General features: G+C 69.5%; 20 protein-coding genes. 8 read left to right on the forward strand and 12 right to left on the reverse strand.

Going from position 1 to position 21,620, the window contains the following annotated elements; translation table 11 throughout:
* Window positions 1-274 precede the first annotated feature (274 nt).
* Window positions 275-1,543, reverse strand: coding sequence for an NADH:flavin oxidoreductase/NADH oxidase family protein (locus tag A4R44_RS38950; protein ID WP_067592582.1), 1,269 nt, complete (start codon window positions 1,541-1,543; stop codon window positions 275-277).
* 63 nt (window positions 1,544-1,606) lie between these two features.
* Here A4R44_RS38950 and A4R44_RS38955 point away from each other — a divergent pair, with 63 nt between their 5' ends.
* From A4R44_RS38955 to A4R44_RS38965, 3 genes are all read left to right on the forward strand, one after another.
* A complete protein-coding gene (locus A4R44_RS38955) occupies window positions 1,607-2,188 on the forward strand; it encodes a TetR/AcrR family transcriptional regulator (protein WP_067592585.1) in 582 nt (193 codons plus the stop codon).
* 81 nt (window positions 2,189-2,269) lie between these two features.
* On the forward strand, window positions 2,270-3,205 hold the full coding sequence (locus A4R44_RS38960) for an acetoacetate decarboxylase family protein (protein WP_067592588.1): 936 nt from the start codon (window positions 2,270-2,272) through the stop codon (window positions 3,203-3,205).
* Window positions 3,202-3,906 (forward strand): type 1 glutamine amidotransferase domain-containing protein, encoded by a 705-nt coding sequence (locus A4R44_RS38965; RefSeq protein ID WP_067592592.1) that lies wholly within the window; start codon window positions 3,202-3,204, stop codon window positions 3,904-3,906. The genes A4R44_RS38960 and A4R44_RS38965 overlap by 4 nt, the downstream gene beginning before the upstream one ends.
* Before the next feature lie 486 nt (window positions 3,907-4,392).
* Here the strand turns inward: A4R44_RS38965 and A4R44_RS38970 are convergent, their stop codons facing one another.
* The 6 genes from A4R44_RS38970 to cysD form a co-directional block, all read right to left on the reverse strand.
* Entirely contained in the window at window positions 4,393-5,802 is a 1,410-nt protein-coding gene (locus A4R44_RS38970; protein WP_067592595.1) for a TfuA-like protein, read from the reverse strand.
* Between the two features lie 17 nt (window positions 5,803-5,819).
* Entirely contained in the window at window positions 5,820-6,983 is a 1,164-nt protein-coding gene (locus A4R44_RS38975; protein WP_067592598.1) for a YcaO-like family protein, read from the reverse strand.
* Between the two features lie 60 nt (window positions 6,984-7,043).
* Window positions 7,044-7,178: a hypothetical protein gene (locus A4R44_RS51965; RefSeq protein ID WP_255366215.1), complete on the reverse strand. Its 135-nt coding sequence runs from the start codon at window positions 7,176-7,178 to the stop codon at window positions 7,044-7,046.
* A 67-nt stretch (window positions 7,179-7,245) separates the two neighbouring features.
* Entirely contained in the window at window positions 7,246-7,962 is a 717-nt protein-coding gene (locus tag A4R44_RS38980) for a bifunctional 2-polyprenyl-6-hydroxyphenol methylase/3-demethylubiquinol 3-O-methyltransferase UbiG (protein WP_157905114.1), read from the reverse strand.
* Window positions 7,963-8,165: 203 nt separating this feature from the next.
* Window positions 8,166-9,995 carry an adenylyl-sulfate kinase gene (gene cysC / locus A4R44_RS38985; protein ID WP_067592604.1) on the reverse strand — a complete coding sequence of 610 codons (1,830 nt, stop codon included), beginning with the start codon at window positions 9,993-9,995 and terminating at the stop codon, window positions 8,166-8,168.
* Complete coding sequence (gene cysD, locus A4R44_RS38990) at window positions 9,995-10,903, reverse strand: sulfate adenylyltransferase subunit CysD (protein WP_067592607.1); 909 nt, start codon at window positions 10,901-10,903, stop codon at window positions 9,995-9,997. The genes cysC and cysD overlap by 1 nt, the downstream gene beginning before the upstream one ends.
* An 82-nt stretch (window positions 10,904-10,985) precedes the next feature.
* On the opposite strand from cysD, the gene A4R44_RS38995 reads away from it, so the two are divergent.
* Window positions 10,986-11,459: a nuclear transport factor 2 family protein gene (locus A4R44_RS38995; protein ID WP_067592610.1), complete on the forward strand. Its 474-nt coding sequence runs from the start codon at window positions 10,986-10,988 to the stop codon at window positions 11,457-11,459.
* Here the strand turns inward: A4R44_RS38995 and A4R44_RS39000 are convergent.
* Window positions 11,447-12,337, reverse strand: coding sequence for a helix-turn-helix domain-containing protein (locus A4R44_RS39000; protein ID WP_067592614.1), 891 nt, complete (start codon window positions 12,335-12,337; stop codon window positions 11,447-11,449). The genes A4R44_RS38995 and A4R44_RS39000 overlap by 13 nt on opposite strands.
* Before the next feature lie 87 nt (window positions 12,338-12,424).
* Between A4R44_RS39000 and A4R44_RS39005 the strand changes: the two genes are divergently transcribed.
* From A4R44_RS39005 to A4R44_RS39020, 4 genes are all read left to right on the forward strand, one after another.
* Complete coding sequence (locus tag A4R44_RS39005; protein WP_067592617.1) at window positions 12,425-13,594, forward strand: DUF1214 domain-containing protein; 1,170 nt, start codon at window positions 12,425-12,427, stop codon at window positions 13,592-13,594.
* Window positions 13,595-13,598: 4 nt separating this feature from the next.
* Entirely contained in the window at window positions 13,599-14,378 is a 780-nt protein-coding gene (locus A4R44_RS39010; RefSeq protein ID WP_067592621.1) for an SDR family oxidoreductase, read from the forward strand.
* 10 nt (window positions 14,379-14,388) lie between these two features.
* Entirely contained in the window at window positions 14,389-15,537 is a 1,149-nt protein-coding gene (locus A4R44_RS39015) for a sulfotransferase (RefSeq protein ID WP_067592624.1), read from the forward strand.
* 94 nt (window positions 15,538-15,631) lie between these two features.
* A complete protein-coding gene (locus A4R44_RS39020; RefSeq protein WP_067592627.1) occupies window positions 15,632-16,207 on the forward strand; it encodes a hypothetical protein in 576 nt (191 codons plus the stop codon).
* A 6-nt stretch (window positions 16,208-16,213) separates the two neighbouring features.
* Here A4R44_RS39020 and A4R44_RS48590 read toward each other — a convergent pair whose 3' ends face one another.
* From A4R44_RS48590 to A4R44_RS39040, 4 genes are all read right to left on the reverse strand, one after another.
* Window positions 16,214-16,399 (reverse strand): hypothetical protein, encoded by a 186-nt coding sequence (locus tag A4R44_RS48590; RefSeq protein ID WP_067592630.1) that lies wholly within the window; start codon window positions 16,397-16,399, stop codon window positions 16,214-16,216.
* Between the two features lie 182 nt (window positions 16,400-16,581).
* Window positions 16,582-18,171 carry a hydantoinase B/oxoprolinase family protein gene (locus A4R44_RS39030; protein ID WP_067592634.1) on the reverse strand — a complete coding sequence of 530 codons (1,590 nt, stop codon included), beginning with the start codon at window positions 18,169-18,171 and terminating at the stop codon, window positions 16,582-16,584.
* A complete protein-coding gene (locus tag A4R44_RS39035) occupies window positions 18,168-20,225 on the reverse strand; it encodes a hydantoinase/oxoprolinase family protein (protein ID WP_067592637.1) in 2,058 nt (685 codons plus the stop codon). Before A4R44_RS39035 ends, A4R44_RS39030 begins: the two co-directional genes overlap by 4 nt.
* A gap of 26 nt (window positions 20,226-20,251) precedes the next feature.
* Complete coding sequence (locus A4R44_RS39040) at window positions 20,252-21,586, reverse strand: MFS transporter (RefSeq protein ID WP_067592640.1); 1,335 nt, start codon at window positions 21,584-21,586, stop codon at window positions 20,252-20,254.
* Window positions 21,587-21,620: the final 34 nt, after the last annotated feature.

Below are 21,620 nucleotides of genomic sequence, written 5' to 3' on the forward strand. Positions count from 1 at the left end.
CGTCGCCGACCGGGGCCGCGGCGAAGGCATCCTTGCCCACGACGCCATCACGGCCGCCGTGCGCGAACGGCAACGCCGGCACGGCGGTGCGCACGCCTGTGTCCCAACTCGGCCTCATCGAGGATGATGCGGTGCCACTACGTCGGCCGAGGCGCGAGCGGGACCATCCAGTTCAGCCCCGATCAGGCGCGGTAGGGCAACCCGGTCGAGAAGCCGTTCCCGGTCGTCGAGATCAGGGCCGACGGGTCCGCCGCGACAGTGTGGAACAAGGCGGTCACGGCTGCGGCGCGGAAAACGTCCTGCTGATGCCGCGGCGGTCGAGCCAACCGCGGTAGCGACGCAACGCGCGTTGCTGCAGCACCGTCTCTTTCGCCAGCGCCAGCTTGGGATTCGTCCGCAGTCGCGGCGAACGGCCCGCTCCCGCCCGCCGCAACTGGCGGCGCACCCGGGCCATCCCCGCGGCCGAGGCCAGCGCCTTGTCCCTGATCGCCACCGGAGCGAGCTCCACCGCGGCGTCCTCGCCGTGGAGCCACTTCTTCGGCAGGTCGGGGTCCACCGCCAGCGCCGTCCCCATCCCGGCCAGGTCGATACCCCCGGCCAGCACCTGCTCCGCGACCGGCCGCCGGACGATGCCGCCGGTCAGCATCAACGGCAGCGGGCTGGTCCGGGCGAGTTCTTCGGCCAGCGTCAGGAAGTACGCCTCCCGCGCCACCGTGCGCTCGTCGGCGGAACGACCCGACATCGCCGGGCTTTCGTAGCTGCCACCGGACAGCTCGACCACGTCCACCCCGAGCGGAGCCAGCATCTCGATCACCCGGCCAGCGTCTGCGGCGTCGAAACCGCCGCGCTGAAAATCAGCCGAGTTCAGCTTCACCGCGACCGCGAACGCCGGTGACACCACGTCGCGCACGGCGCGCACGATGTCGAGCAGCAGCCGCGCCCGGTTCTCCAGACTGCCGCCCCATTCGTCGGCCCTCCGGTTGACCAGCGGTGAAAGGAACTGCGACAGCAGGTACCCGTGCGCGGCGTGGATCTCGACCCCGTCGAACCCAGCCTCCTCGGCACGACGCGCGGTCTCGGCGAACCGGGCCACCGTCTGTCCGATCTGGACTGCCGTCATCTCGGCCGGCCGCGCGAGCCGCTTGCTCTGCTTGCCGACGTTCACCTTGACCGCCGACGGACCCCACGCGACGCCGGGCATGTTCGCCATCACCTGGCGTCCGGGGTGGTTGATCTGCATCCACACCCGCGCGCCGCCGCTCTTGGCCGCGTCCGCCCACGCGCGGAACGGCTCCGGCGGCGACTGCTCGTCCAGGACGATGCCCGCCGGGCCGGTCATCGCTTCGGCGTGCACCATCACGTTGCCGGTGATGATCAGCCCGGCGCCGCCTTCGCTCCAGCGGCGGTACAGGCGGCGGATCCGCTCGCCGGGCAGCTGCCCGGGGCCGGCCATGTTCTCCTCCATGGCCGCTTTGACGATCCGGTTGGCGAGCGCGGGCCCGTGGGCGGGCGCGAACGGCGTGAACAGGGGCGAGGTCGTCATGATTCCTTCGATCCGTGCGGTATGTTTGCAGTGCTCACATGAGAGTAGGAGGCGATGTAAGCAGTGTCAACTTCGACGAAGGACGGCTACCATCACGGCGACCTGCGGGCAGCGCTGCTGACGACCGCGATGGAGATGCTCGAACAGGGCGAGCAGTTCTCCCTGCGGGCCGTCGCACGGAAAGCGGGCGTCTCCCCGACCGCCCCGTACCGGCACTTCGCCGATCGCGACGCCCTCGAATCAGCCTTGGCCGCCCAAGGGCTGCGCGATCTGAATGCCGATCTGAGCCAAGGCGGCACCCCGCCGAAAACAGTCGCCGAACTGGCCGAATTCGGCGTAGCGTACGTCGGCTTCGCCCTCCGCCGCCCGGCACTGTTCCGGCTCATGTTCGGCAACGCGTGCGACGACACCAGCGACGATCGCGTCAGCGCCGCCGCCGCCGTGCACGAGACCCTCGCCCACGCCGTCGCGAACGTGTTCCCCGAGGCCGACTTGGCCGCCATCACCATCGCGGGCTGGGGAATGGTGCACGGATTGGCCTGCCTGCACCTCGACGGCAAGCTCCCCAGCGCCTCCGCCGACGACGTCGCGAACCAGGTCCGGGCGTCTTTCACCGCGGTCTTCGCCGCCCGTACGGGTGAGTGACGACCCTCGTGTTGACAGTGCTCACATCGAGGCCTACCGTCATGTAAGCACTGCATACATGACCCGATGGGAGCGCCCGCGATGGCACCGAGCAGCCCGGCAACGGCCGGATCCGTGGAGGTCGACCTCGGCGGCCGCCGCGTCACTGTCCCCGAGGGCGGATTGTTCGACCGCTACCGGATGGACACCGACCTCGACGAGGTGGCCCGCGACCCGCGCGTCAGCGGCGTCGAGTTCTTCCGCGGGCTGCCCAAGACGAGGGTCGAGTCGCCGATCGGTCCCACGCTGACGCCGAACTTCTACTACCGGATGTCGTCGGCCCGGCTGACCATGCTCGCCCGGTCCCGCGCCATCCGCGCCCGGCTGCCGAGGGAGCTGGCGCCGCTGGAGGTCGCGCCCGGCCTCGGCCTGGTGTCGGTGATGTTCTTCCGCTACGACGTGTGCGACATCGACTTCTACACCGAGGCCGCCGTCGGCATCGCGGTCCGGCCCGCACGGCACGGGAAGCTCGGATTCGTCGACCTGCTCGCCGCGCTGAAGAACGACCACCTCGACACCTACGTCCTCTCGCTGCCGGTCAACACCGACATCGCGCAGGTCCGCGGCCACGACGGCTACGGCTTCCCCAAGTGGGTCACCGGACTCGACGTCGACATCGACGCCGGCCGCACCACCGCCCGGGTCGCCAACGACTCCGGCGAACTCGACCTGTCGCTGTCGGCAGCCACCCCCGCGCAGACGAGGTACCCGAGCGGCGAACGCGTTTCGGCCCTCACCTCCTACACCACCGTCAACGGTGCCTGGCACTCGACGCTCAGCCAGACCAACGCCCTGTCGGCGGGCAGCACAACCTTCCCGCGCCACGTCGATCTCCGGCTCGGCCGCGGCCGGATGAGCGACGACCTGCGCTCGCTCAACCCGACCCGTCCGGTCCGGCTGGACGTGCTCGCCGAAGGCCAGAACGCCCTGCACCTGCCGGTCCCGTACTCGGTTCCCCAGCAAGGAGTTTCGCGATGACCAAGGTTCTCCAGGTGCTTTCCGCGGCCCGGGTCTGGACGCTGAAGGACGGCACTGAGCACCCGACCGGTTTCTGGGCCGAGGAATTCGTCGTCCCCTGCACGCTGTTCACCGAAGCGGGCTGGGACGTCACCGTCGCCACTCCCGGCGGCAAGCAGCCCGTCGTCGACCAGCTCAGCCTCGGCGTCAAAGGCGGCGTTCTTCCGCACACCGCCAAGAAACTGCGCGCCGAACTCGACCGCCTCTCCCCCGTGCTGGCCGAGCCGGCCGATCTGTCCGAAGCGGACCCGGACGACTTCGACGTCGTCTTCTACTCCGGCGGCCACGGCCCGATGGAAGACCTCGCCCTCGACCCGGTTTCCGGCGCACTGCTGACCAAACGGCTCTCCTCGGCCCGGCCGCTCGCACTGCTGTGCCACGCCCCCGCGGCAGCGCTGGCCGCGAAAAACCCGGACGGCAGCTGGCCCTTCGCGGGCTACCGGATGACCGGGCTGTCCAATGTCGAGGAACGGTTGAACCCGTTCGCGTGGAAAGCCAAGTGGCTGCTGGAAGACCGGCTCAAGGAAGCCGGTGCGGACTACACGTCCGGCCTGCCGCTGAAGTCGCACGTGATCGTGGACCGCACTCTTTACACCGGCCAGAACCCGGGTTCCTCGGCCGCGCTCGCGCGCCGCATCATCGACGACGTCTCCGCCGCATAGCGCGAATGACGCGGCACCTTACGCTCCTGGGCTGATTGTGCTCACCCGTCCGGCGCGCGACGATACCCGGGCCGCTTCGCGAGGCGCGCCCCGAAGCGATGATTCCGGACAGAGACGGACGGATTTCCGATGAGACGATCGCGGTTCCGCTGACCGCTGTCTGCCGGTGGCAATTCTCCGACCGGGTAAAGGCCGACTTCACCGTGCCCAACAACGGCGGCCGATGCTGGGCCAATCCGTCCGCGTACGCCGACGTCGGCGGAATCGCGGTCAACCAATACTGCGACTCCCTCGGCTATTCCGCGCCAGTGTCGGCGACAATGTCGCGTCCTGGCGGTACGTCGAGCACAGAACGTCGGTTCCCCTCGACTTCCGCGCCGCGTGCCGCTGGCAGAATCCGGCTTGGGTCGCCAAGGGCTTCAGCCTGGTCCCCTGTTTCACCAAATACGGCGACCGTTTCGGGATCCGGTGCCTGGCCCTGTCGCGCTAGCCAGCACTCCGGCTCACCGCCGGGACCTCAGCCTCGACGGTGAGCCGCACCAGGTCCGGGTTGTACCGGGCGAGCAGGTAGAACGCCCGGGCCGCCATCACCAGGCTGTCCAGCGACTCCAGCCCGCGGTCCATCGCCGCCAGTTCCAGCTCCTCGCGGGCGACTTCCCACCGCTGCGCGAACAGGTCGAGGATCTTCTCGGATGAGAGGTCGTTGACGTCGCGTTCCTCTCCTTCGGCGAACACCCGGTCGTTGACCTCCCAGGCAACGCGGACGAGGTCCCGCGCCTGCTGCCACGACGGCTTCTCGCGCAGGTGCCGGAGAGGCAGTTCCTCCCACGTCAGGCCCGGATTCACCCGGAAGCTGCGGACGAGGAAGGTGCGGAGCCGCTCTGCCGGAGGCAGGGTTTCGCGCTCGTCCGCGGTCAGCCACTGCGCCAGGAACTCCAGCCGCGCGGGGTCGGCCGGGAGGCGGTAGNGGCGGTAGACGCCCTGGTGTTCGCCGTGCCGCACAGCAGTCTCCGCATCGTCGACCGAGGGCGCGGTGCCGCATTTCTCGACGCATTTCGCCGCCAGGGCGCGGAAAATCACCTTTCGGTGAAATTCCGGATAGTCGGCTGCGAACAGCTGGCAGGCGCGCAGCGCGCCGAGGTCGCCCTGATGCGGCGAGTCGCCGATCTCCAGACCCAACGCGGCCGTTTGCCACAGATAGAGGAAGGAAGTCCGGTTCACGGCCGGCGGGTCGAGCGGGGCCTGCCGTTCGCGGCGCAAGGCGTCCAGCAGCAGGATCGCGTCGGTGCGTTTGGGATCCAGCCGGTGCGCGACACAGTACTGGCCGATCTCGCGGACCAGCTTCGGTTCGATCCCGGCTTCTCGACCGGCCGCGGCCAGGCCGTCGTAAGATCGGCGGCCGAAGGGCCAGCGGGCCAGAACGGCGATCAGGCGTTCGGCGGTCGCGCTGTCGCACACCCCGGCCGCCACGGCCTGCGAGAAGGTGGCGCGCATGCACACCAAGGGTTCTGACAGCGGCCGGTAGTCCTCCTCCGGGGTGCTGTGCAGGAGGGTGACCTCGTCGTCCGCCTCCAGCCGCCCGTCGCGGTAGTCCGCGTAGATCCGGCCGATGCCCTCCATGCCGAAGACGTCCAGTTCGGCAGCCCGCAACGCGCCCATGCTGGCCGCGCCGAGCACCCGCACGCCCTCGCCCAGCAACGCCAGGATTTCCTTGTGCCGCACCGTGCCGATCTGGTGGAAGTAGCCGTCGACGATGCCGACCGCGTCGCCCTCGGCCAGCGACAGCCGGGGCAGCTCGCCCGCGGCCACCGGCGGCAGCACCTCGATCTCCGAATCCCGCGCCAGCTGCGCGGCATCGGGCAGGCTCGGACCGGCGAAAAGAATGCGACGGGGCATGAGGCGTCCGTTCCGGGTCACTGGTGCTGGAAGGAGGTGCCAGGGCAGACGACGTGCGCCACCGGGATGCCGATCTCCGGCTGGGTCAGGTCGACGTACAGCGGGGCATGTCCGGTCACTCGCTTGACCCGCGCCGCGACGTCGCGCACTTCACCGTCCAAAGTGGCCAGCGGTGCCGACTCGATTTCGCCGAACGGGATTGCCGGGCCGTCGTCGTCCTTGAACGGCGGCGAATCCGACGAACGCCGGACGCCGAAGACCCGGGCCTCCCGGTAGGGCGCCTTGCCGATGTCGTCCCGTGCGCCCGCGATGGCTGTCGCACGGGACTGGGCGGCCTCGGTGAGTGCCCGGGACAGCGCGACTGCCGCGTCGAGGTGGGCCCCGGAACCGGTGAACGTCGCGGGAAAGGCGTCGCTCCAGATCAGCACGTCGAACGCCGGGATGCCGAACGGATTCGGCAGGAAGCTCATCTGGACGTGCACCTTCGCCGCCCGGTACTTCTCCAGCAGTGCGCCCAGCCCGGCGTTCCCGACGGTCTCCGGATGGACCAGCAACGACTGTTCCCCTCGGCCCCTGCGTGCCATCGAATCGCGCTCCACCACCTCGTACATCCCGTGCAGCAGCGCCTCGTCCAGGGTGTTTCCGCTGGCCAGACCGTTGCTGCTGATCCGGAACAGCGGCGGGAGCCAGCGCTGGTCGAACCGGAAGTCCAGCGTGATCAGCTCGACCGGCACCAGCGACGTGCCGCCGCCCTCGACCAGCCGCGCCGTCCGCCACTCCAGGCGCGTGTCCGGATTGAGGCAGTTCCGGGCGGCGAGGGCGAGTTCGTCGACGCGATATCCGGTGAACCGCTCCGCCTCGCCGGCGGCGGCCGTCTGGGTCGAGAAGTCCAGCGGATGCTCCGCGTGCCACAGCTCGACGCCCTCCATCACTCCCGACACCCGGGCGAGCGCGGCGCTCGCGCCCTTGCCCTGCGAGACCGAGAGGGTCAGCGCGTTCGGCCGCATCGCCTGGAACACCGGGATCCCGATCTCGTCGAGCCAGGTGACGTCCGCGACGCGGGTGATGCCGAGCCGCGGCAGTTTCGGTTTGACCCACTCCCACGTCTCCTCCGGCCGACGGCTCCGGTGCGTTCCGTCGAACACCACTTTCGCCGTACCCCGGGCCGCCTGCTGCGTCATCTTCCCCTCGTTTCCTCGGTGCCGATCGGGCTGGCGGCACCGCCGCCAGCCCGACGCTGGTCAGCAGCCGCAGAGTTCGCTGCTCTCGGCCACGCCCTCGGCGAACGGCGACTGGAAGGTCGAGATCTTTTCCGAGCGCACGCTCGCCAGGTCGGCTTCCAGTTCGGCGGCCGTGGGCAGCACGATTTCGTTCATGCCGGTATTCCTTTCTTTCACCTTTCCCTGAAGGTCAGGGAAATTCGGGGGCGGATTTCCCGGGCGATCAGGCGGAAGCCGCTCGTTCGAGCAGCGCCGCGTACGCGATCCCGCCCTGCCATTCCTTGCGGTCCGCGATCCGCAGCCCCACGTCCGAACAGGCCTTTTCCAGCGCTTCCGGATCGGCGAACAGCCACGGGAACCACGGTCCCGCCACGTCCTCAAGCCACAGCCGCATGCGGATGTCCCCGCGGTACCCGCCTTCGGGAAGTTCGCCGTCGTTGAACGTTCCGGGCGGAAGCTTGCGCCAATCAGTGCTGGTGAACACGATGCGGCCGGTTTCGCTCAGCCACGAAGACAATCGGCGCAGGAATTCCGGCAGGGCGGCGAGCCGGGCCGCCATTCCGCCGTTTCCGCCGACCGCGAGCACGGCGTCCACGGTTCGCGGCGGCACGTAGGAGAAAACGTCCGCCCGCACGCAGGAAACACCCGCCGCGCGCGCCATCTCCACGGCGGCCGGGATCAGCTCGATCCCGTGCCCGCGCACGCCTCGCCGGGCGAGTATCTCCAGGTCACGACCGGTAGCGCAGCCGATGTCGAGCACGTAGCCGTCCTGGACCCAATCGAGCACATCCGAGCCGACCGGCGGCTTCGCTCCCGGTTCCCGTTTCCACCATTCCAGCGGTTGCGGAGCGACCGGCAGCGCGCTGTCCCCTATTTCGACGGTGAAGGAACCCGGCCGGACTTCGCGTCGCAAAGCTTCTTCGAAAAAAGTGACATCCACGCCTGACACTCCCAGCACCATTGCCGAAGCACCCACCGGGCAATCCGCCGGAGGCAGAACTCCAGCCTCGCAGCGCCCGCGACGCGAGGTCAAAGGTCGTTACCCGAAGAAACCGCGACGCCTGCCCGATCGGCTCTCGGCCGGAAATCCGGCCGCGCGCGCATTAGCCCAGCCGTACGAACAGATCCTGCGCCGCCTGGGCGTTACTCCAGGGCAGCGAGAACCAGCGCGGCCATCGCGGCCGGGTCGCCGTTTTCCGGGCGCAGCACCAGGTCCGGGGACGCGGGCCGTTCGTACGGCGCGCCCACTCCGGTGAATCCGGTGATTTCACCCGAACGCGCCTTGGCGTACATGCCCTTCGGATCGCGGTCCTCGCACACTTCGAGCGGGGTGTCGACGAAAACTTCCAAAAACGGCAAACCCGCGGTTTCGTGGACAGTTCGCGCGAGTTCGCGGTCAGCCTGGTACGGGCTGATCAACGACACCACCGCCACCACCCCGGCGTCCGCGAACAGCTTCGCGACCTCCGCGACGCGGCGGATGTTCTCGGCCCGCTGTGCCGGGGCGAACCCGAGGTCGCCGTTGAGCCCGTGCCGGAGATTGTCGCCGTCGAGCAGGTAGGCGGGGCGGCCCGAGGCGACCAGCCTGCGCTCCAGTTCCACGGCCACGCTCGACTTGCCCGAGGCGGACAGCCCGGTGAGCCAGACCGTCCGGCCGCGAGTCGCGCGTTCGTCCCGCGACACCGCCGCCGGATGCCAGACCACATTCGGCGCGGTCGCGCTCGGGCCGGTGATCATGCCCGCTCCGGCGGTGTCGCCGGAGTGTTCGTCGACCAGGAGGAAACCGCCGGTCGGCCGATTGCGGGCGTAGGGGTCGAACAGCAGCGGCTGCCGGGTCCGCAGCCGGATCCGGCCGATTTCGTTGAGCGACAACGATTCCGCGGCCTCGTCGCGGTGCAGCGTGGTGACGTCCAGCCGGTAGTCGAGCGCGCGGACCTCGGCCCTGGTCTCGCGCGTGGTGTGCCGGACGAGGTAGTTCGCGCCCGGGGCGAGCGAGGCCTGTTCGGAGAACCAGCACACCATGGCGTCGACGTCCTGGCCCACGTGCGGACGGTTGCCCGGACGGCAGATCAGGTCGCCGCGGCCGAGGTCCAGCTCGTCGGCAAGCTCGATGGCGACCGCCAGCGACGCGAACGCCTCGGGCACCTCGACCCCGCCGGGACCCCAGATCGCGCGCACGGTCGTGGTGAACCCGGACGGCAGCACAGTCACCTCGTCGCCGGGTTTGAAAACGCCGCCCGCCACCGTCCCGGCATAGCCGCGGAAATCCCGGCTGTGCTCGCGAATCACGTACTGCACCGGAAAACGCGCGTCGACCAGGTTCCGATCGGAAGCGACGTGCACCTGTTCCAGGTGGTGCAGCAGCGAAGTGCCTTCGTACCAAGGCATGCTCGCGCCCCGGTGCACCACGTTGTCGCCGTGCAGCGCGGACATCGGCACGAAAGCCAGATCCGGGGTCTGCAATTTCATCGCGAACCGGCGGAATTCCTCGCGGATTTCCTCGAACCGTTCCTGCGACCAGTCGACGAGGTCCATTTTGTTCACGCACACCACCAGATGGCGGATGCCCAGCAGGCTGGCGAGAAACGCGTGCCGGCGCGACTGTTCGAGCACGCCCTTGCGCGCGTCGACGAGGATCAGCGCGACGTCCGAAGTGGACGCTCCGGTGACCATGTTCCGGGTGTACTGCACGTGCCCCGGGGTGTCGGCGATGATGAACTTCCGGTGGGGCGTGGCGAAATACCGGTGCGCGACGTCGATGGTGATGCCCTGTTCGCGTTCCGCGCGCAGGCCGTCGGTGAGCAGGGCGAGATCCGGATACGCGTCGCCGCGGTCCCGGCTGGTGCGCTCGATCGCTTCGAGCTGGTCGGTGAACACCGTCTTCGAGTCGAAGAGCAGCCGGCCGATCAGGGTCGATTTGCCGTCGTCCACGCTGCCCGCCGTGGCGAGCCGCACCGTCGTGACCCGGCTCATCAGAAGTAGCCTTCCTTTTTGCGGTCTTCCATCCCGGCCTCGGAAATCCGGTCGTCGGCCCGGGTCGCGCCGCGTTCGGTCACCCGGGTCGCGGCGACCTCGGCCACCACTTCCGCCGGCGACGAAGCGGCCGATTCGACGCAGCCGGTGCAGGTCGCGTCGCCGATCGTGCGGAAGCGAACCGTTGCCGGGTAAGGAACTTCGCCCTCGCCCACGGCAAGAAACCGGGTGTCGGCGAGCAGCATCCCGTCGCGCTGGACCACCGGCCGGCGGTGCGCGTAATACAGCGACGGCAGGGTCACGTCCTCCGCTTCGACGTACTGCCAGATGTCCAGCTCGGTCCAGTTCGACAGCGGAAAAACGCGGATGTGCTCGCCCTTGCGATGCCTGCCGTTGTAGAGATTCCACAGTTCCGGACGCTGCCGCCGGGGATCCCATTGCCCGAACTCGTCGCGGAAGCTGAACACGCGTTCTTTCGCCCGGGCTTTCTCCTCGTCGCGGCGCGCACCCCCGAACACCGCGTCGAAGCCGTTCTCGCGAATGCCGCGCAGCAACGTGGCCGTCTGGAGCCGGTTCCGGCCCGCCTTCGGATCCTCGACGCTCCGGCCCGCGTCGATGTCGTCCTGGACGCTCACGACCAGCAGCCGCACTCCGCGGCGCTCGACGGTTTCGTCGCGAAACCGGATCACCTCGTCGAAATTGTGCCCGGTGTCCACGTGCATGACCGGAAACGGCAACGGCGCTGGCCAGAACGCTTTCGCCGCGACGTGCAGCATCACCATCGAGTCTTTCCCGCCGGAGAACAGCAGCACCGGCCGTTCGAAGGTCGCCGCGACCTCGCGGAAGACGTGCACGGCTTCGGCTTCGAGCGCACCGAGGTGGCTCAGCTCGTAGGCCTGGGTCGCCATCGGATCCGTCCTTCCGAGGTTCGAAGGAAGAAAACTAGAACAAGTTCTTGCGCTCGGTCAAGCGGCGGAGGACGCTGAGCGCATGGACCTGGCCGCACTCGAAGAGATCCGCCGCGTGAAATTCCGCTATCTCCGGTGCCTCGACCTGAAGCGCTGGGACGAGATGGCGGAGACGCTCACCGCCGACGCCCGCGTGCACTACGGCACGCCCTCCTACGGCGAACCGCTCAATTTCGAGAACCGCGACGCGCTCATGGAGTTCCTGCGCACCGCCGTCGGCCCCGGCATCACGACGATGCACTTCGCCGGCCACCCGGAAATCGAGATCGACGGCGGCACCGCGACCGGCCGGTGGATGTTCCAGGACAAGGTGATCGTCGCCGAGCACCGAGTGGTGATCGAGGGAGCCGCGTACTACGAGGACACCTACCGGCGCGAGGACGGCGCGTGGCGGATCAGCAGCACGGGGTACGAGCGGCTGTACGAAACCCTGGTCTCGATGAAGGACCAGCCGGGCTGGAAGCTGACCGCGAACATGTGGGGTCAGCCGGCCTGATCTGGACGGACCCCGCCCGCCTCGGCCGTCACCGCGTCCGCGACCGCGGCCAGCGCCGCACCCCGCCGCGCGATCTCCGCGCCCGTGACCGGCTCCCCGACCGACAACGTCAGCACCAGTTCCTGCCGTCCCGACGCGTCGAAGGTCGGGGCGGCCAGCAGGCTCACCGCGTGCTTCTTCCGCGGTTCCAGGTCCGCGCCGAGGTACACCCGCTCGCCCAGGCTCGACACCAGCTCGCCGACCAGCCCGCGCACCTCCGGCGGCAGATCTCCCGCCGCCACGCCCGCCATCAGCGTGTAGAGCCGACGGCCCGCCGACGTCAGGCTTTCCACCAGATAGCCGTGTTCCCGGCACTCCGCGACCACGCGCCGCAGGTACGCCTCGTCCAGCCGGACCGGCACCGCGGGCGGCGTCGCGAGCCACGCGTCGAAGGCGGAGCCGGCGTCCCACAGCACGTACATCAGCCCGACCGGCGGCGCGAACGGATACGTCTCGCCGAGCCGCACTTTGCCCGGCCCGGCGCTCTGCAGCATCAGGATGCGCCCGTCGACCACCGCCGACGCGGTGCACGTCGCCTGGTACCGGGCGCTGAGTTCTTCCAGGCGGGTACGCGCGATTTCGCTGGCGCCGAAGCCTTCTCCCGCCGCGCGTCCGGCCGCGATCATCGCCGGTCCGAGCCGGTAGGTCGTGGTACTCGGGTCGCGGACCACGTAGCCGCCCGCGGTCAGCTCGGTCAGGATGCCGAGGCAGGTCGGTTTGCTCAGGTCCAGTTCGCGAGCCAGCGCGGACAGTCCGAAGCGCCGCCCCGGCCGGGCCGCGAAATAGTCCAGCAGCCGCACGACCCGCTGCGTAGGCGGGGAGCGCCGGGCAACCGCCATTGACCCGTCCTTAGAACGCGTTCTAGTCTCAATCGACCCTGAACGTACCACTCCGGTACAGATCTGGACCAGTGTGAGGAGTCTCCGGTGCTGACCGAACCGCTCGCCGGCGCGATCGCCGAAGCCGAAAAGATCATCGCCGAGGCGCCGCACGTCCGGACCGAACAGGACCTGATCGAGGGCTACGACTACCTCGCGGGCAGCATCCGGGCCTCGATCCAGACCGCGTGGGCCTACGACCGGGACTTCCCGTACTTCGCCCAGTCCACCGGCCCGTACACGAAAATGGGCCTGGACAACCCGGACACCCTGTACTTCAACGCGAACATCCGCGAGGACCGCGAGTACGTCGTCACCGGCGCCCGGGGCACCACCGCCGACCTCAGCTTCCAGGTCCTCAACGGGGACTACACGCCGGTCGAGGTGCCCGACAGCATGACCGCCTTCGACGACCGCGACATCCCCGTCGCCGCCGACGGTTCCTTCGAGATCCGCTTCGGCCCGGCCAAACCCGACCCGGAGCCCGGCTATTTCGTGCTCGGCCCGGGTTCGTCGATGCTCGTCGTCCGCGAGGTCTACAGCGACTGGGCGACCGAACGCCGCGGCTCGATCCGGCTCCGCTGCGCCGGCACCGCCGGCCAGGCGCCGCCCGCGTTGTCGCGCACCGCGATGGAGAAACGCTACGGGGTCACCGGGAAGATCCTGCTCAGCCGGATCCGGACGTTCCTCGCCTTCCCGAAGTGGTTCTACCTGAACCTGCCGGCGAACACGATGACCGAACCGCGCAGCACGCCCGGCGGCCTGCCCACGCAGTACTCCTCGGCCGGGCATTACGACCTCGCCGACGACGAGGTCATGATCGTCACCGTGCCCCGCTCGGACGCGCCGTACCAGGGCATTCAGCTCGGCAGCAGCTGGTACGTCTCGCTGGACTACCTGAACCACCAGACCAGCCTCACCGCCGACCAGGCCCGCGTCGACCCGGACGGCAGGATGCGGTTCGTGATCAGCGAACGCGACCCCGGCGTCGCGAACTGGCTCGAACGCACCGGCCACGACCGCGGCTACGTCCAGATCCGCTGGCAGCGGCTTTCCCGGGACCTGACCGCCGAGGACGGCCCGGAAGTCGAGGTCGTGAAGTTCGGCGACCTCGCCGACCGGCTGCCTTACCACCAGGAGGCCCGCGTGACCCCGCAGGAATGGGCACAGCGGATCGCCGCTCGACAGGCCGCCGTGGCGGCCAGGATGCTGGGCTGACCCCGTGGATCTCCTGACCGGCAAAGTCGTTCTCGTTTCCGGAATCGGCCCGGGACTGGGCCGCTCCATCGCCCTGCGCTCCGCCGCGGCCGGGGCCGACGTCGTCCTCGCGGCCCGCACCGAATCCCGGCTCGCCGAGGTCGCCGCCGAGGTCGAAGCGCTCGGCCGACGTGCCGTCTCGGTCCCCGCCGACATCACCGACGACGCCTCGGCGACCAAACTCGTCGAGACCGCGCTGAGCGAGTTCGGGCGGCTGGACACCTTGGTGAACAACGCTTTCGCGATCCCGCCGATCACCGATCTCGCCGAAGTCGACCTCGACGCGGTGCGCGCCGGGTTCGAAACCAACGTGCTCGCCGCACTCCGGCTGACCCGGCTCTGCACCTCCGCGCTCGCCGAAAGCGCCGGTTCGGTCGTGATGATCAACTCGGCGGTGCTGCGGCATTCGCGCCGCACTTTCGGCGCGTACAAAATGGCGAAGGCGAGTTTGCTCGCACTCGCGCAGAGCCTCGCGTCGGAACTCGGCCCGCAAGGGATCCGAGTGAATTCCGTTGCCCCGGGCTACATCTGGGCGGACTCGCTCAAGTGGTATTTCGGTTACCTGGCCAAGGAACGCGGCGTGCCCGCGGAGCAGGTGTACGCGGAGACGGCGGAGACGATCGACCTGCGCCGCCTCCCGGAACCGGACGAGATCGCCGACACCGTCGTGTTCCTCGCATCCGCGCTCGCCCGCTGCGTCACCGGGCAATGCCTCGACGTCAACGCCGGCGAATACCATCACTGAGGGGAAGAGCATGCGTCCAGGACGAGACAGCGTCGGCACGGTCGAAGACCTCCACGCGTCCGCCACGAAACTCACCGGCCTCGACGATTTCGGCGGCGACGACTATCTCGAAGGCCTCCGGGTGCTGCTCGATTCCTATGCCGGCGAAGCCGCTTTGACCCCGTACGGCAACAAAGTCCACCGTGCTTTCCTGCGTGGCGCGCTGGTCGCGCGGCTGCTGAGCGAAGCTTCGTGGAAGCAGCATCCGCACTACGCCGACGTGCCCATCGAGCGGCCCGTCTTCGTGACCGGCCTGCCGCGCACCGGGACCACGGCGCTGCACCGGCTGCTGACCGAGGACCCCGCACACCAGGGCCTCCAGGTGTGGCTGACCGAAATGCCGCAGCCGCGCCCACCGCGCGAGACGTGGCCGGAAAACCCGGTGTTCCAAGCGATTCAGGCCGGATACGACCAGCACCATGTCGACCATCCGGAGTTCATGGGCTTGCACCACATGTCGGCCGGCCAGGTCGAGGAATGCTGGCAGTTGCTGCGGCAGTCGCTGAAATCCGTCTCGTACGAATGCCTCGCGCACGTGCCTGGCTACTCGCGCTGGCTCGACGGCCAGGACTGGACCGACGCCTACCGCAGGCACCGGCGCAACCTGCAGCTCATCGGCCTGCCCGACGCCGGCCGCCGCTGGGTGCTCAAGAACCCGAGCCACCTGTTCGCCCTCGACGCGCTGCTGGAGGTCTATCCGGACGCGCTGGTCGTGCAGACCCATCGCGCGCCCAGCACCATTATCGCCTCGGTCTGCAGCCTCACCGAACAGGCTTCGGAGGGCTGGTCGGACACCTTCCGCGGCGAGGTCGTCGGCCGCAGCCAGCTCGACCTGTGGGCCCGCGGCGCGGAACAGTTCGCCGCCGCCCGCGCCCGGCACGACCCCGCGCAGTTCTGCGACGTCCGGTACGAGGACTTCGTCGCCGACCCGATCGGCACCGTCGAGGGCGTCTATCAGCACTTCGGCCTGAATCTCGCACCGCAGGCGCGCGAAGCGATGACCGCGCTGCACGAGCGGAGCCGCACCGGCGACGCGAAGCCGAGGCACCGCTACGACCTCGCCGACTTCGGCCTGACCGCCGAGGAGGTCGACGAGCGGTTCGCCGGATACCGGAGTTGACGCCGTTTCGAGACCGGCCTCCTCGGCGAACCGGCCACGAGGGACGGGGACGTCTCCTAGGATCTGCCTGACGTTCGGTGAGCGGAGAGCAGGTATGACGACCTTCACGTACACGATCCTCGAGATCATCCCGCAGGCATTGCTGCTGATCGTGGGGCTGTTCGGGCTGATCCTCTCGATCGGCAGGCGCTCGCGCGGCGGCTCCGGGCTGATGGTGGCCGCCTTCGCGGTCATGCTCGTCACGACGGCGCTGAGCATCGCCTGGCAGCTCATGCTGTCGAACGTGCCGTCCTGGATGGCCTCGGACCACCTGAGCGCCGACGAGGTGCAGACGATCGTCCTCGTCGTGAGCATCTCGCTCAGCCTTCTCGAAATCCTGTCGTGGCTGCTGGTCGTGCTCGCGGTCGTGAAGGGCAATCGCGCGCCGCAGCCCGGTTTCGCGCCGGGCGGGCATCCGATGGGCGGGCAGCCCGGGTATCCGCAGACCGGGTACGGCCAGGCCGGGTATCCGCAGACCGGGTACGCGCAGCCGGGCTATCCCGCTCAGCCGCAGCCGGGGCAGCCGCAGCCTGGTTATCCGCAGGCGGATCCCGGTCAGCAGTCCGGTTACGCCCAGCCGCTGCCGCCGCAGTCCGACCCGGGCGAAGGGCCGCAGCGGCCCCCGAACTGACGCCGGTCAGACCGCCGCTTCGGCGCGGGCAGGAATCTCGTCCGCAGCCCGCTCGGCGGTCAGCTCCGAGGTGTCCAGCCACCGCCCGATGTGCGGAGTCTGTTCGCGGAGGTACGCGTCCAGCCCGGCGATCCGCGCCGCGGCTCGGCGCGGTGCAGAAGCGCAGGTCCAGCATGCCGAGTCCGCACCCATTCCCGGTCGCCGTCGGTGATCTCGTCGTCCGCCCATTCGACCAGGGTCCGGGTCTTTCCAGTGCACCCGGATCACCTGCGCAGAGGTCCGTGAGGGGAACCCTGACGGAATCAGGTTCCCTCAGCATTCCCCTCACGGACTTCCACCGGTGCGCTCGACGGAGCCCGTGCCGGAGTGGAAAGCTACGCGCCAGCAGCTTCCGGCACCCCGTAACCCCCTCCCCCGCCAGACTCGCAGCGCAGCACATCATCCCGGCGCACCCGGAGGCTGTTCACCTTCAGCATCTCCCGAGCGTCGGCCGTCCCCGGGTTCAGCACCACGCGCGGCGGAGCGCCCGACGACCCGCCGAACAGGCCCCACGCGGGCGTCACCGAGCGTTCCCACCACAGCGACAGGTCCTGATCCGCGGCCATCACGTACTCCCGGATCACCCCGTCGCCCCCGCGCCAGCGGCCCGCGCCGCCCGAACCCGTGCGGATGCGGTATTCGTTCACCCGTACCGGATACAGCGTTTCGACCACCTCGACCGGCAGGTCGCGCAGCGAGCCGTTGACGTTGTTGATCAGCGCTGTCTCCCCGTCGCCGCCATCCCAGGCGCCCCAGCCGCCGACGGTCGCCTCCAGCGTCACGAACGGTTCCCCCGTCCGCGGGTGGTCGCCGGCGAACTGCACGATCATCGAATCGCCGTAGCTGGCCGCGGCGACCCGGTCCGGCATCGCGGGGGCGAGCGCGGCCACCACGAGATCGATGAGCATGCCGAGGCTCGAGTAGTAGTACTGGCAGGCCGCCGGCTCCCGGGCGCCGAGCATCGACCCGTCGCGGACCCGCACGTCCAGCGGCGCGAACGAACCGCCGTTCAGGCTGACCTGCGGCGAGATCAGCAGTTTGTACCCGACCCGTGCGGCCGAAATCGCTTGGGAGCGGCCGCAGTTGACCGGGCCGGTGGCCTGGTCGGCGCAGTCGGTCAGGTCGATCGTCATCGATTCGCCCTCGACGGCGACCCGCACGCGCACCTTCAGCGGCGTGTCCGGGTCGAGCGCGTCGTTGTCCAGGTAGCCGGTCGCTTCGTAGTCGCCGTCCGGGATCGCCGCGATCCGTTCGCGTTCCAGCCGTTCGGTCTGGGCGAAGATCTGCTCGCGCGCGGCGTCGACGGTTTCCGCGCCGTAGCGGGCGAACAGCTCGCCCAGCCGCCGCACGCCCATCCGGGCACACGCGATCTGCGCGCGCATGTCCCCGAGGGTCACATACGGAAACCGCACGTTCGTCTCGATCAGCCGGAGGATGTCGGCGCATTCGACGCCACCGGCGACGATCCGCGTCGGACCCATCCGGAGGCCCTCTTGGTAGATGGTGGTGGAATCCATCGAACCGCCGGGGTCCTTGGAACCCATGTCGATCCAGTGCGCGCGCGAAGCCGCGAAGCCGGCCAGGTCCTCGCCGACGAAAATCGGCGCGTACACGGTGCAGTCGTTGAGGTGCGTGCCGCCGATGTAGGAGTCGTTGAGCACCCACACGTCGCCGGGCTGCCAGACGTCCGCGCCGAACAGGTCCTCGGTGTGCCTGGTGCAGATCTCCAGGTTTCCCAGGAAAATCGGCAGCCCGGAGGACTGGCCGAGGACGCGGTGCCGCCGGTCCAGCAGCGCGACGGCGCAGTCCTTGCCCTCGTAGATCGTCGGCGTGTAGGACGACCGGATCAGGGTCATGTTCATGTCCTCGGCCGCCTGGATCAGCGCCGAGCGGATGATTTCGGTGGTGACGGGGCTGATGCTCACGCGTGCTCCTCCTGCAAGTGGCCGGCGGCCGCGAGGGTGACGACCAGGAAGCCGTGGTCGTCGACGGCGAGTTCGGCGTCCGGCGGGACGACCGTGGTGGCGGTTTCCTCGTGCACGATCGCGGGTCCCGGCAACCGGGTTCCGGGGCCGAGCGACGAGCGCGCCACGATCGTGGTGGGCACCGGCTGTCCGGCGAAGACGACGTCGCGGACCACTCGATCCGGCCGCTCGGGGTTCGCTTCGGCGGCCGCCGCGGAACGGTCGACGACGCCGTGTCCGGTGGTGCGGAGCGCGACGAACTGCACTGGCGCGCCGGGGGTGGCGTGGCCGTAGCGCTGGTGGTGGATCTCGGCGAACCGCGCCTCGACCGCGGGCAGGAATTCCGGGCTGTCAACGGGATCGCCGTCCAGGATCGGGACGGTCAGGGTGTAGTCCTGGCTTTCGTACCGCATGTCGACGCCGTGCGTCACCGACCGGCGGTCCTCGGGGATTCCCTGTTCCCGCAACGCCTCCAGCGCCTGATCGCGAAGCGAGTCGAGAGCGGTACGCAACGCGCGGGTGTCGAGTTCGGCTCCGGTGGCGAAGAACTGCATGGTGAAGTCCCGCCGGACGTCGGCCTCCAGCATTCCCCACGCCGAGAACGCGCCGGGGAACCGCGGCACGATCACCTCGGTGATGCCGATTTCCCGCGCGATGAACGCCGCGTGCATCGGTCCCGCACCGCCGAACGCGAGCAGGGCGAACTGGCCCGGTTCCCGGCCGTGCTCGACGGTCAGGGTGCGGATCGCCTGCGCCATCTTGGCGTTGCCGACGTCGCAGATCCCGGACGCCAGCTCGACCGGATCCATGCCGAGCTGCTGCGCCAGCGTCGAGACGGCGGTGTGCGCGGCGTCCAGGTCGAGCGGCATGCCCCCGCCGGCGAACGACTCGGGATCGACCCGGCCGAGCACGCAGTTCGCGTCGGTGACCGTCGCTTGGGCACCGCCGCGGCCGTAGCACGCCGGACCGGGCACCGCGCCCGCCGACTCGGGCCCGACCCGCAGCGCGTCGCCCTCGGCGTATGCGAGCGAACCGCCGCCCGCGCCCACAGTGTGCAGGTTGACCAGCGGCATCAGCAGCGGGAATCCCTCCGCCTCGCCGTCCGGCGAAACATCGGCGGCGTAGTCCATCACCAGCGAGACGTCGAACGAGGTCCCGCCCATGTCCACGCAGATCAGGTCCGGACGGCCGAGCAGTTTCGCCGCCGCGACGCCGCCCATCGTGCCGCCGACCGGACCGGACAGCAGCGTCTGCAACGGATGCCGCCGTGCGAACCCGGCGTTGACCAGGCCGCCGGACGACTGCATGACGTGCACCGGGACGTGCAGGCCCTTCTCGGTGAACCGCGCTTCGATGCGGTCGAGATAACGGTGCACCGACGGGCCGGTGTAGGCCTCGAGCACGGCAGTCGACGTCCGCTCGTACTCCCGCCATTCCGGCGCGACCTCGTGGGAGAGCACGACCAGCGCGTCGTCGCCCAGCTCGTCGCGCAGGATCTCGCCTGCCCGCCGTTCGTGCCCGGAATCCAAGTAGGAGAACAGGAAACACACCGCGACGGCCTCGAAGCCCTCTTCGCGCACGCGTTTCGCGACCGTCCGCACGGCGTCCTCGTCGAGCGGTTCGAGTTCCGCTCCGGTGGCGTCGAGCCGTCCGGCGACCTCCGCGACCGCTTCCGGGCCGACGAGCGGCGCGGGCTTGCGATAATGCAGGTCGAACAGCCGGTTCCGGTTGCCGCGCGCGATCCGGTAGACGTCGCCGATCCCCTTCGTGGTCAGGATCAGCACCTTCGCGCCGCGCCGTTCGAGCAGCGCGTTCAGGCCTTGCGTGGTGCCGTGCACGAAGAACTCGATCTCCGCGAACGGCAGGTCGAATCCTTCCAGCGCGCCGAAAACGCCGCGCGCGAGGTCGTCGGGGGTGGTGAGCACCTTGCCCGCGCGCAGCCGCTGCGTCGCGCCGTCGTGGACGACCACGTCGGTGAAGGTGCCGCCGATGTCCATGGCGACCCGGTAGGTCATGGGAACTCCTTGTCGGATAAGGGAAATCAGGTGAGCGCGCGACCCTCGGTCTCGGGCAGCGGAAGGACGGCGAGCAGCGCGACGACCAGGAAGGCCACGATCGACGCGACGGTCAGCGAGGACGCCACGCCGTGGTCCATCATCGCGCCGATCACCGGCACCGAAACGGTGTTCGCCAGCAGGATCGCCGAGGTGGACCAGGAATAGCCGACGCCGCGCAGCCCGGTCGGCAGGACCTCGGCCGACCAGGTGTTCCAGATGCCCCAGGCGCCGAGCGAGAAGAACGCGAGGATCAGGTTGCCCGCGTAAAGCTGCGTGGAACCGGTGGCGAGACCGAACAGCACGCCGCCGATCGCCGAGGCGAGCGCGAACAGCAGGAAGATCCGCTTGCGCCCGTGGCGGCGGGTCAGCCACGCGGCGAGCAGGTAGCCGGGCACGGACACCACCTGCGTCACCGCGACGAACCACAGCGCGCCGGACACGCTCAGCCCGCGGTTCTGCAGCAGGACCGGCAGCCACGTCTGCAAACCCCAATAACCCCAGCTGAAAGTGAACGACGTGAGCAGCATCGGCAGGAACCGACGGCGCACCGGCGCACGGAACAGGTTGCGCACCGCGCCCGCCTCGCGGTCGGCGTCCTCGACGGAGAACGTGGTGCTGGCCGGGATGTCCGCACCGAGACCCCGCAACACGGCGGCGGCCTCCGCGTGCCGCCCGCGCCGCGCGAGCCAGTACGGCGATTCGGGCACCCAGCGCAGCACGGCGAACGCCCACAGCCCGGCCAGCGCGGCGACAACGGCGACCGCACGCCAGCTGATCGTCCCGAGCGACTGGCTCACGCCGATGCACAGAAGCGTGCCGATCGGAAACCCGATGCTGAGCGCGACCGCGCCCTGGCCGCGGCGAGCGGTGGGCAGCAGTTCGAGGAAGTACGGGAACGTGACCGCGTAAACCCCGCCGAACGCGACGCCGGAGAGGAACCGCAGCGCGACAAACGGCCAGAACGCCGGCGAAAGCCCCGCGGCCAGCGCGAGCACCGCGTAGATCAGCAGGCTCGCGACCGTCACGCGACGGCGGCCGAGCCGGTCGATCAGCCCGCCCCACAGCAGCGCGCCGGGCACCATGCCGAACGCGACCGCGGACAAGGCCCAGCCCAGTTTCGTGTTGTCCACCCCGAATTCGCCCGAGATCCCGTTCGAAACGTAGACGAGCCCGACCTGTTCCCAGGCTTCGACGACGAACGCGAAAAACAGCACCGAGCCGGCGAGCCAATGCCGTCGGGTCAGCCCCATCCCGGTGCAGACGTCGCCGACAGTCGGCGCGGCGGCGGTGGGCGGGGCGGGCTCGTGCGCGGCGGCCATGGCGGCTCCTATCATCATCAAAACGTTTTGATGA

The organism is Amycolatopsis sp. M39 (genome assembly GCF_001651785.1).
Taxonomy (GTDB): domain Bacteria; phylum Actinomycetota; class Actinomycetes; order Mycobacteriales; family Pseudonocardiaceae; genus Amycolatopsis; species Amycolatopsis rubida.

Excerpts from the sequence above, each read along its gene's own strand:
- cysD (WP_067592607.1), bottom strand. The coding sequence starts at position 10,903 with ATGGCGACCCAGGCCTACGAGCTGAGCCACCTCGGTGCGCTCGAAGCC.
- A4R44_RS38975 (WP_067592598.1), bottom strand. The coding sequence starts at position 6,983 with ATGACGCAGCAGGCGGCCCGGGGTACGGCGAAAGTGGTGTTCGACGGA.
- A4R44_RS39035 (WP_067592637.1), bottom strand. The coding sequence starts at position 20,225 with ATGACCTACCGGGTCGCCATGGACATCGGCGGCACCTTCACCGACGTG.
- A4R44_RS39015 (WP_067592624.1), top strand. The coding sequence starts at position 14,389 with ATGCGTCCAGGACGAGACAGCGTCGGCACGGTCGAAGACCTCCACGCG.
- A4R44_RS51965 (WP_255366215.1), bottom strand. The coding sequence starts at position 7,178 with ATGAACGAAATCGTGCTGCCCACGGCCGCCGAACTGGAAGCCGACCTG.
- A4R44_RS38995 (WP_067592610.1), top strand. The coding sequence starts at position 10,986 with ATGGACCTGGCCGCACTCGAAGAGATCCGCCGCGTGAAATTCCGCTAT.
- A4R44_RS39020 (WP_067592627.1), top strand. The coding sequence starts at position 15,632 with ATGACGACCTTCACGTACACGATCCTCGAGATCATCCCGCAGGCATTG.
- A4R44_RS38950 (WP_067592582.1), bottom strand. The coding sequence starts at position 1,543 with ATGACGACCTCGCCCCTGTTCACGCCGTTCGCGCCCGCCCACGGGCCC.
- A4R44_RS48590 (WP_067592630.1), bottom strand. The coding sequence starts at position 16,399 with ATGGGTGCGGACTCGGCATGCTGGACCTGCGCTTCTGCACCGCGCCGA.
- A4R44_RS39000 (WP_067592614.1), bottom strand. The coding sequence starts at position 12,337 with ATGGCGGTTGCCCGGCGCTCCCCGCCTACGCAGCGGGTCGTGCGGCTG.
- cysC (WP_067592604.1), bottom strand. The coding sequence starts at position 9,995 with ATGAGCCGGGTCACGACGGTGCGGCTCGCCACGGCGGGCAGCGTGGAC.
- A4R44_RS38960 (WP_067592588.1), top strand. The coding sequence starts at position 2,270 with ATGGCACCGAGCAGCCCGGCAACGGCCGGATCCGTGGAGGTCGACCTC.
- A4R44_RS38965 (WP_067592592.1), top strand. The coding sequence starts at position 3,202 with ATGACCAAGGTTCTCCAGGTGCTTTCCGCGGCCCGGGTCTGGACGCTG.
- A4R44_RS39040 (WP_067592640.1), bottom strand. The coding sequence starts at position 21,586 with ATGGCCGCCGCGCACGAGCCCGCCCCGCCCACCGCCGCCGCGCCGACT.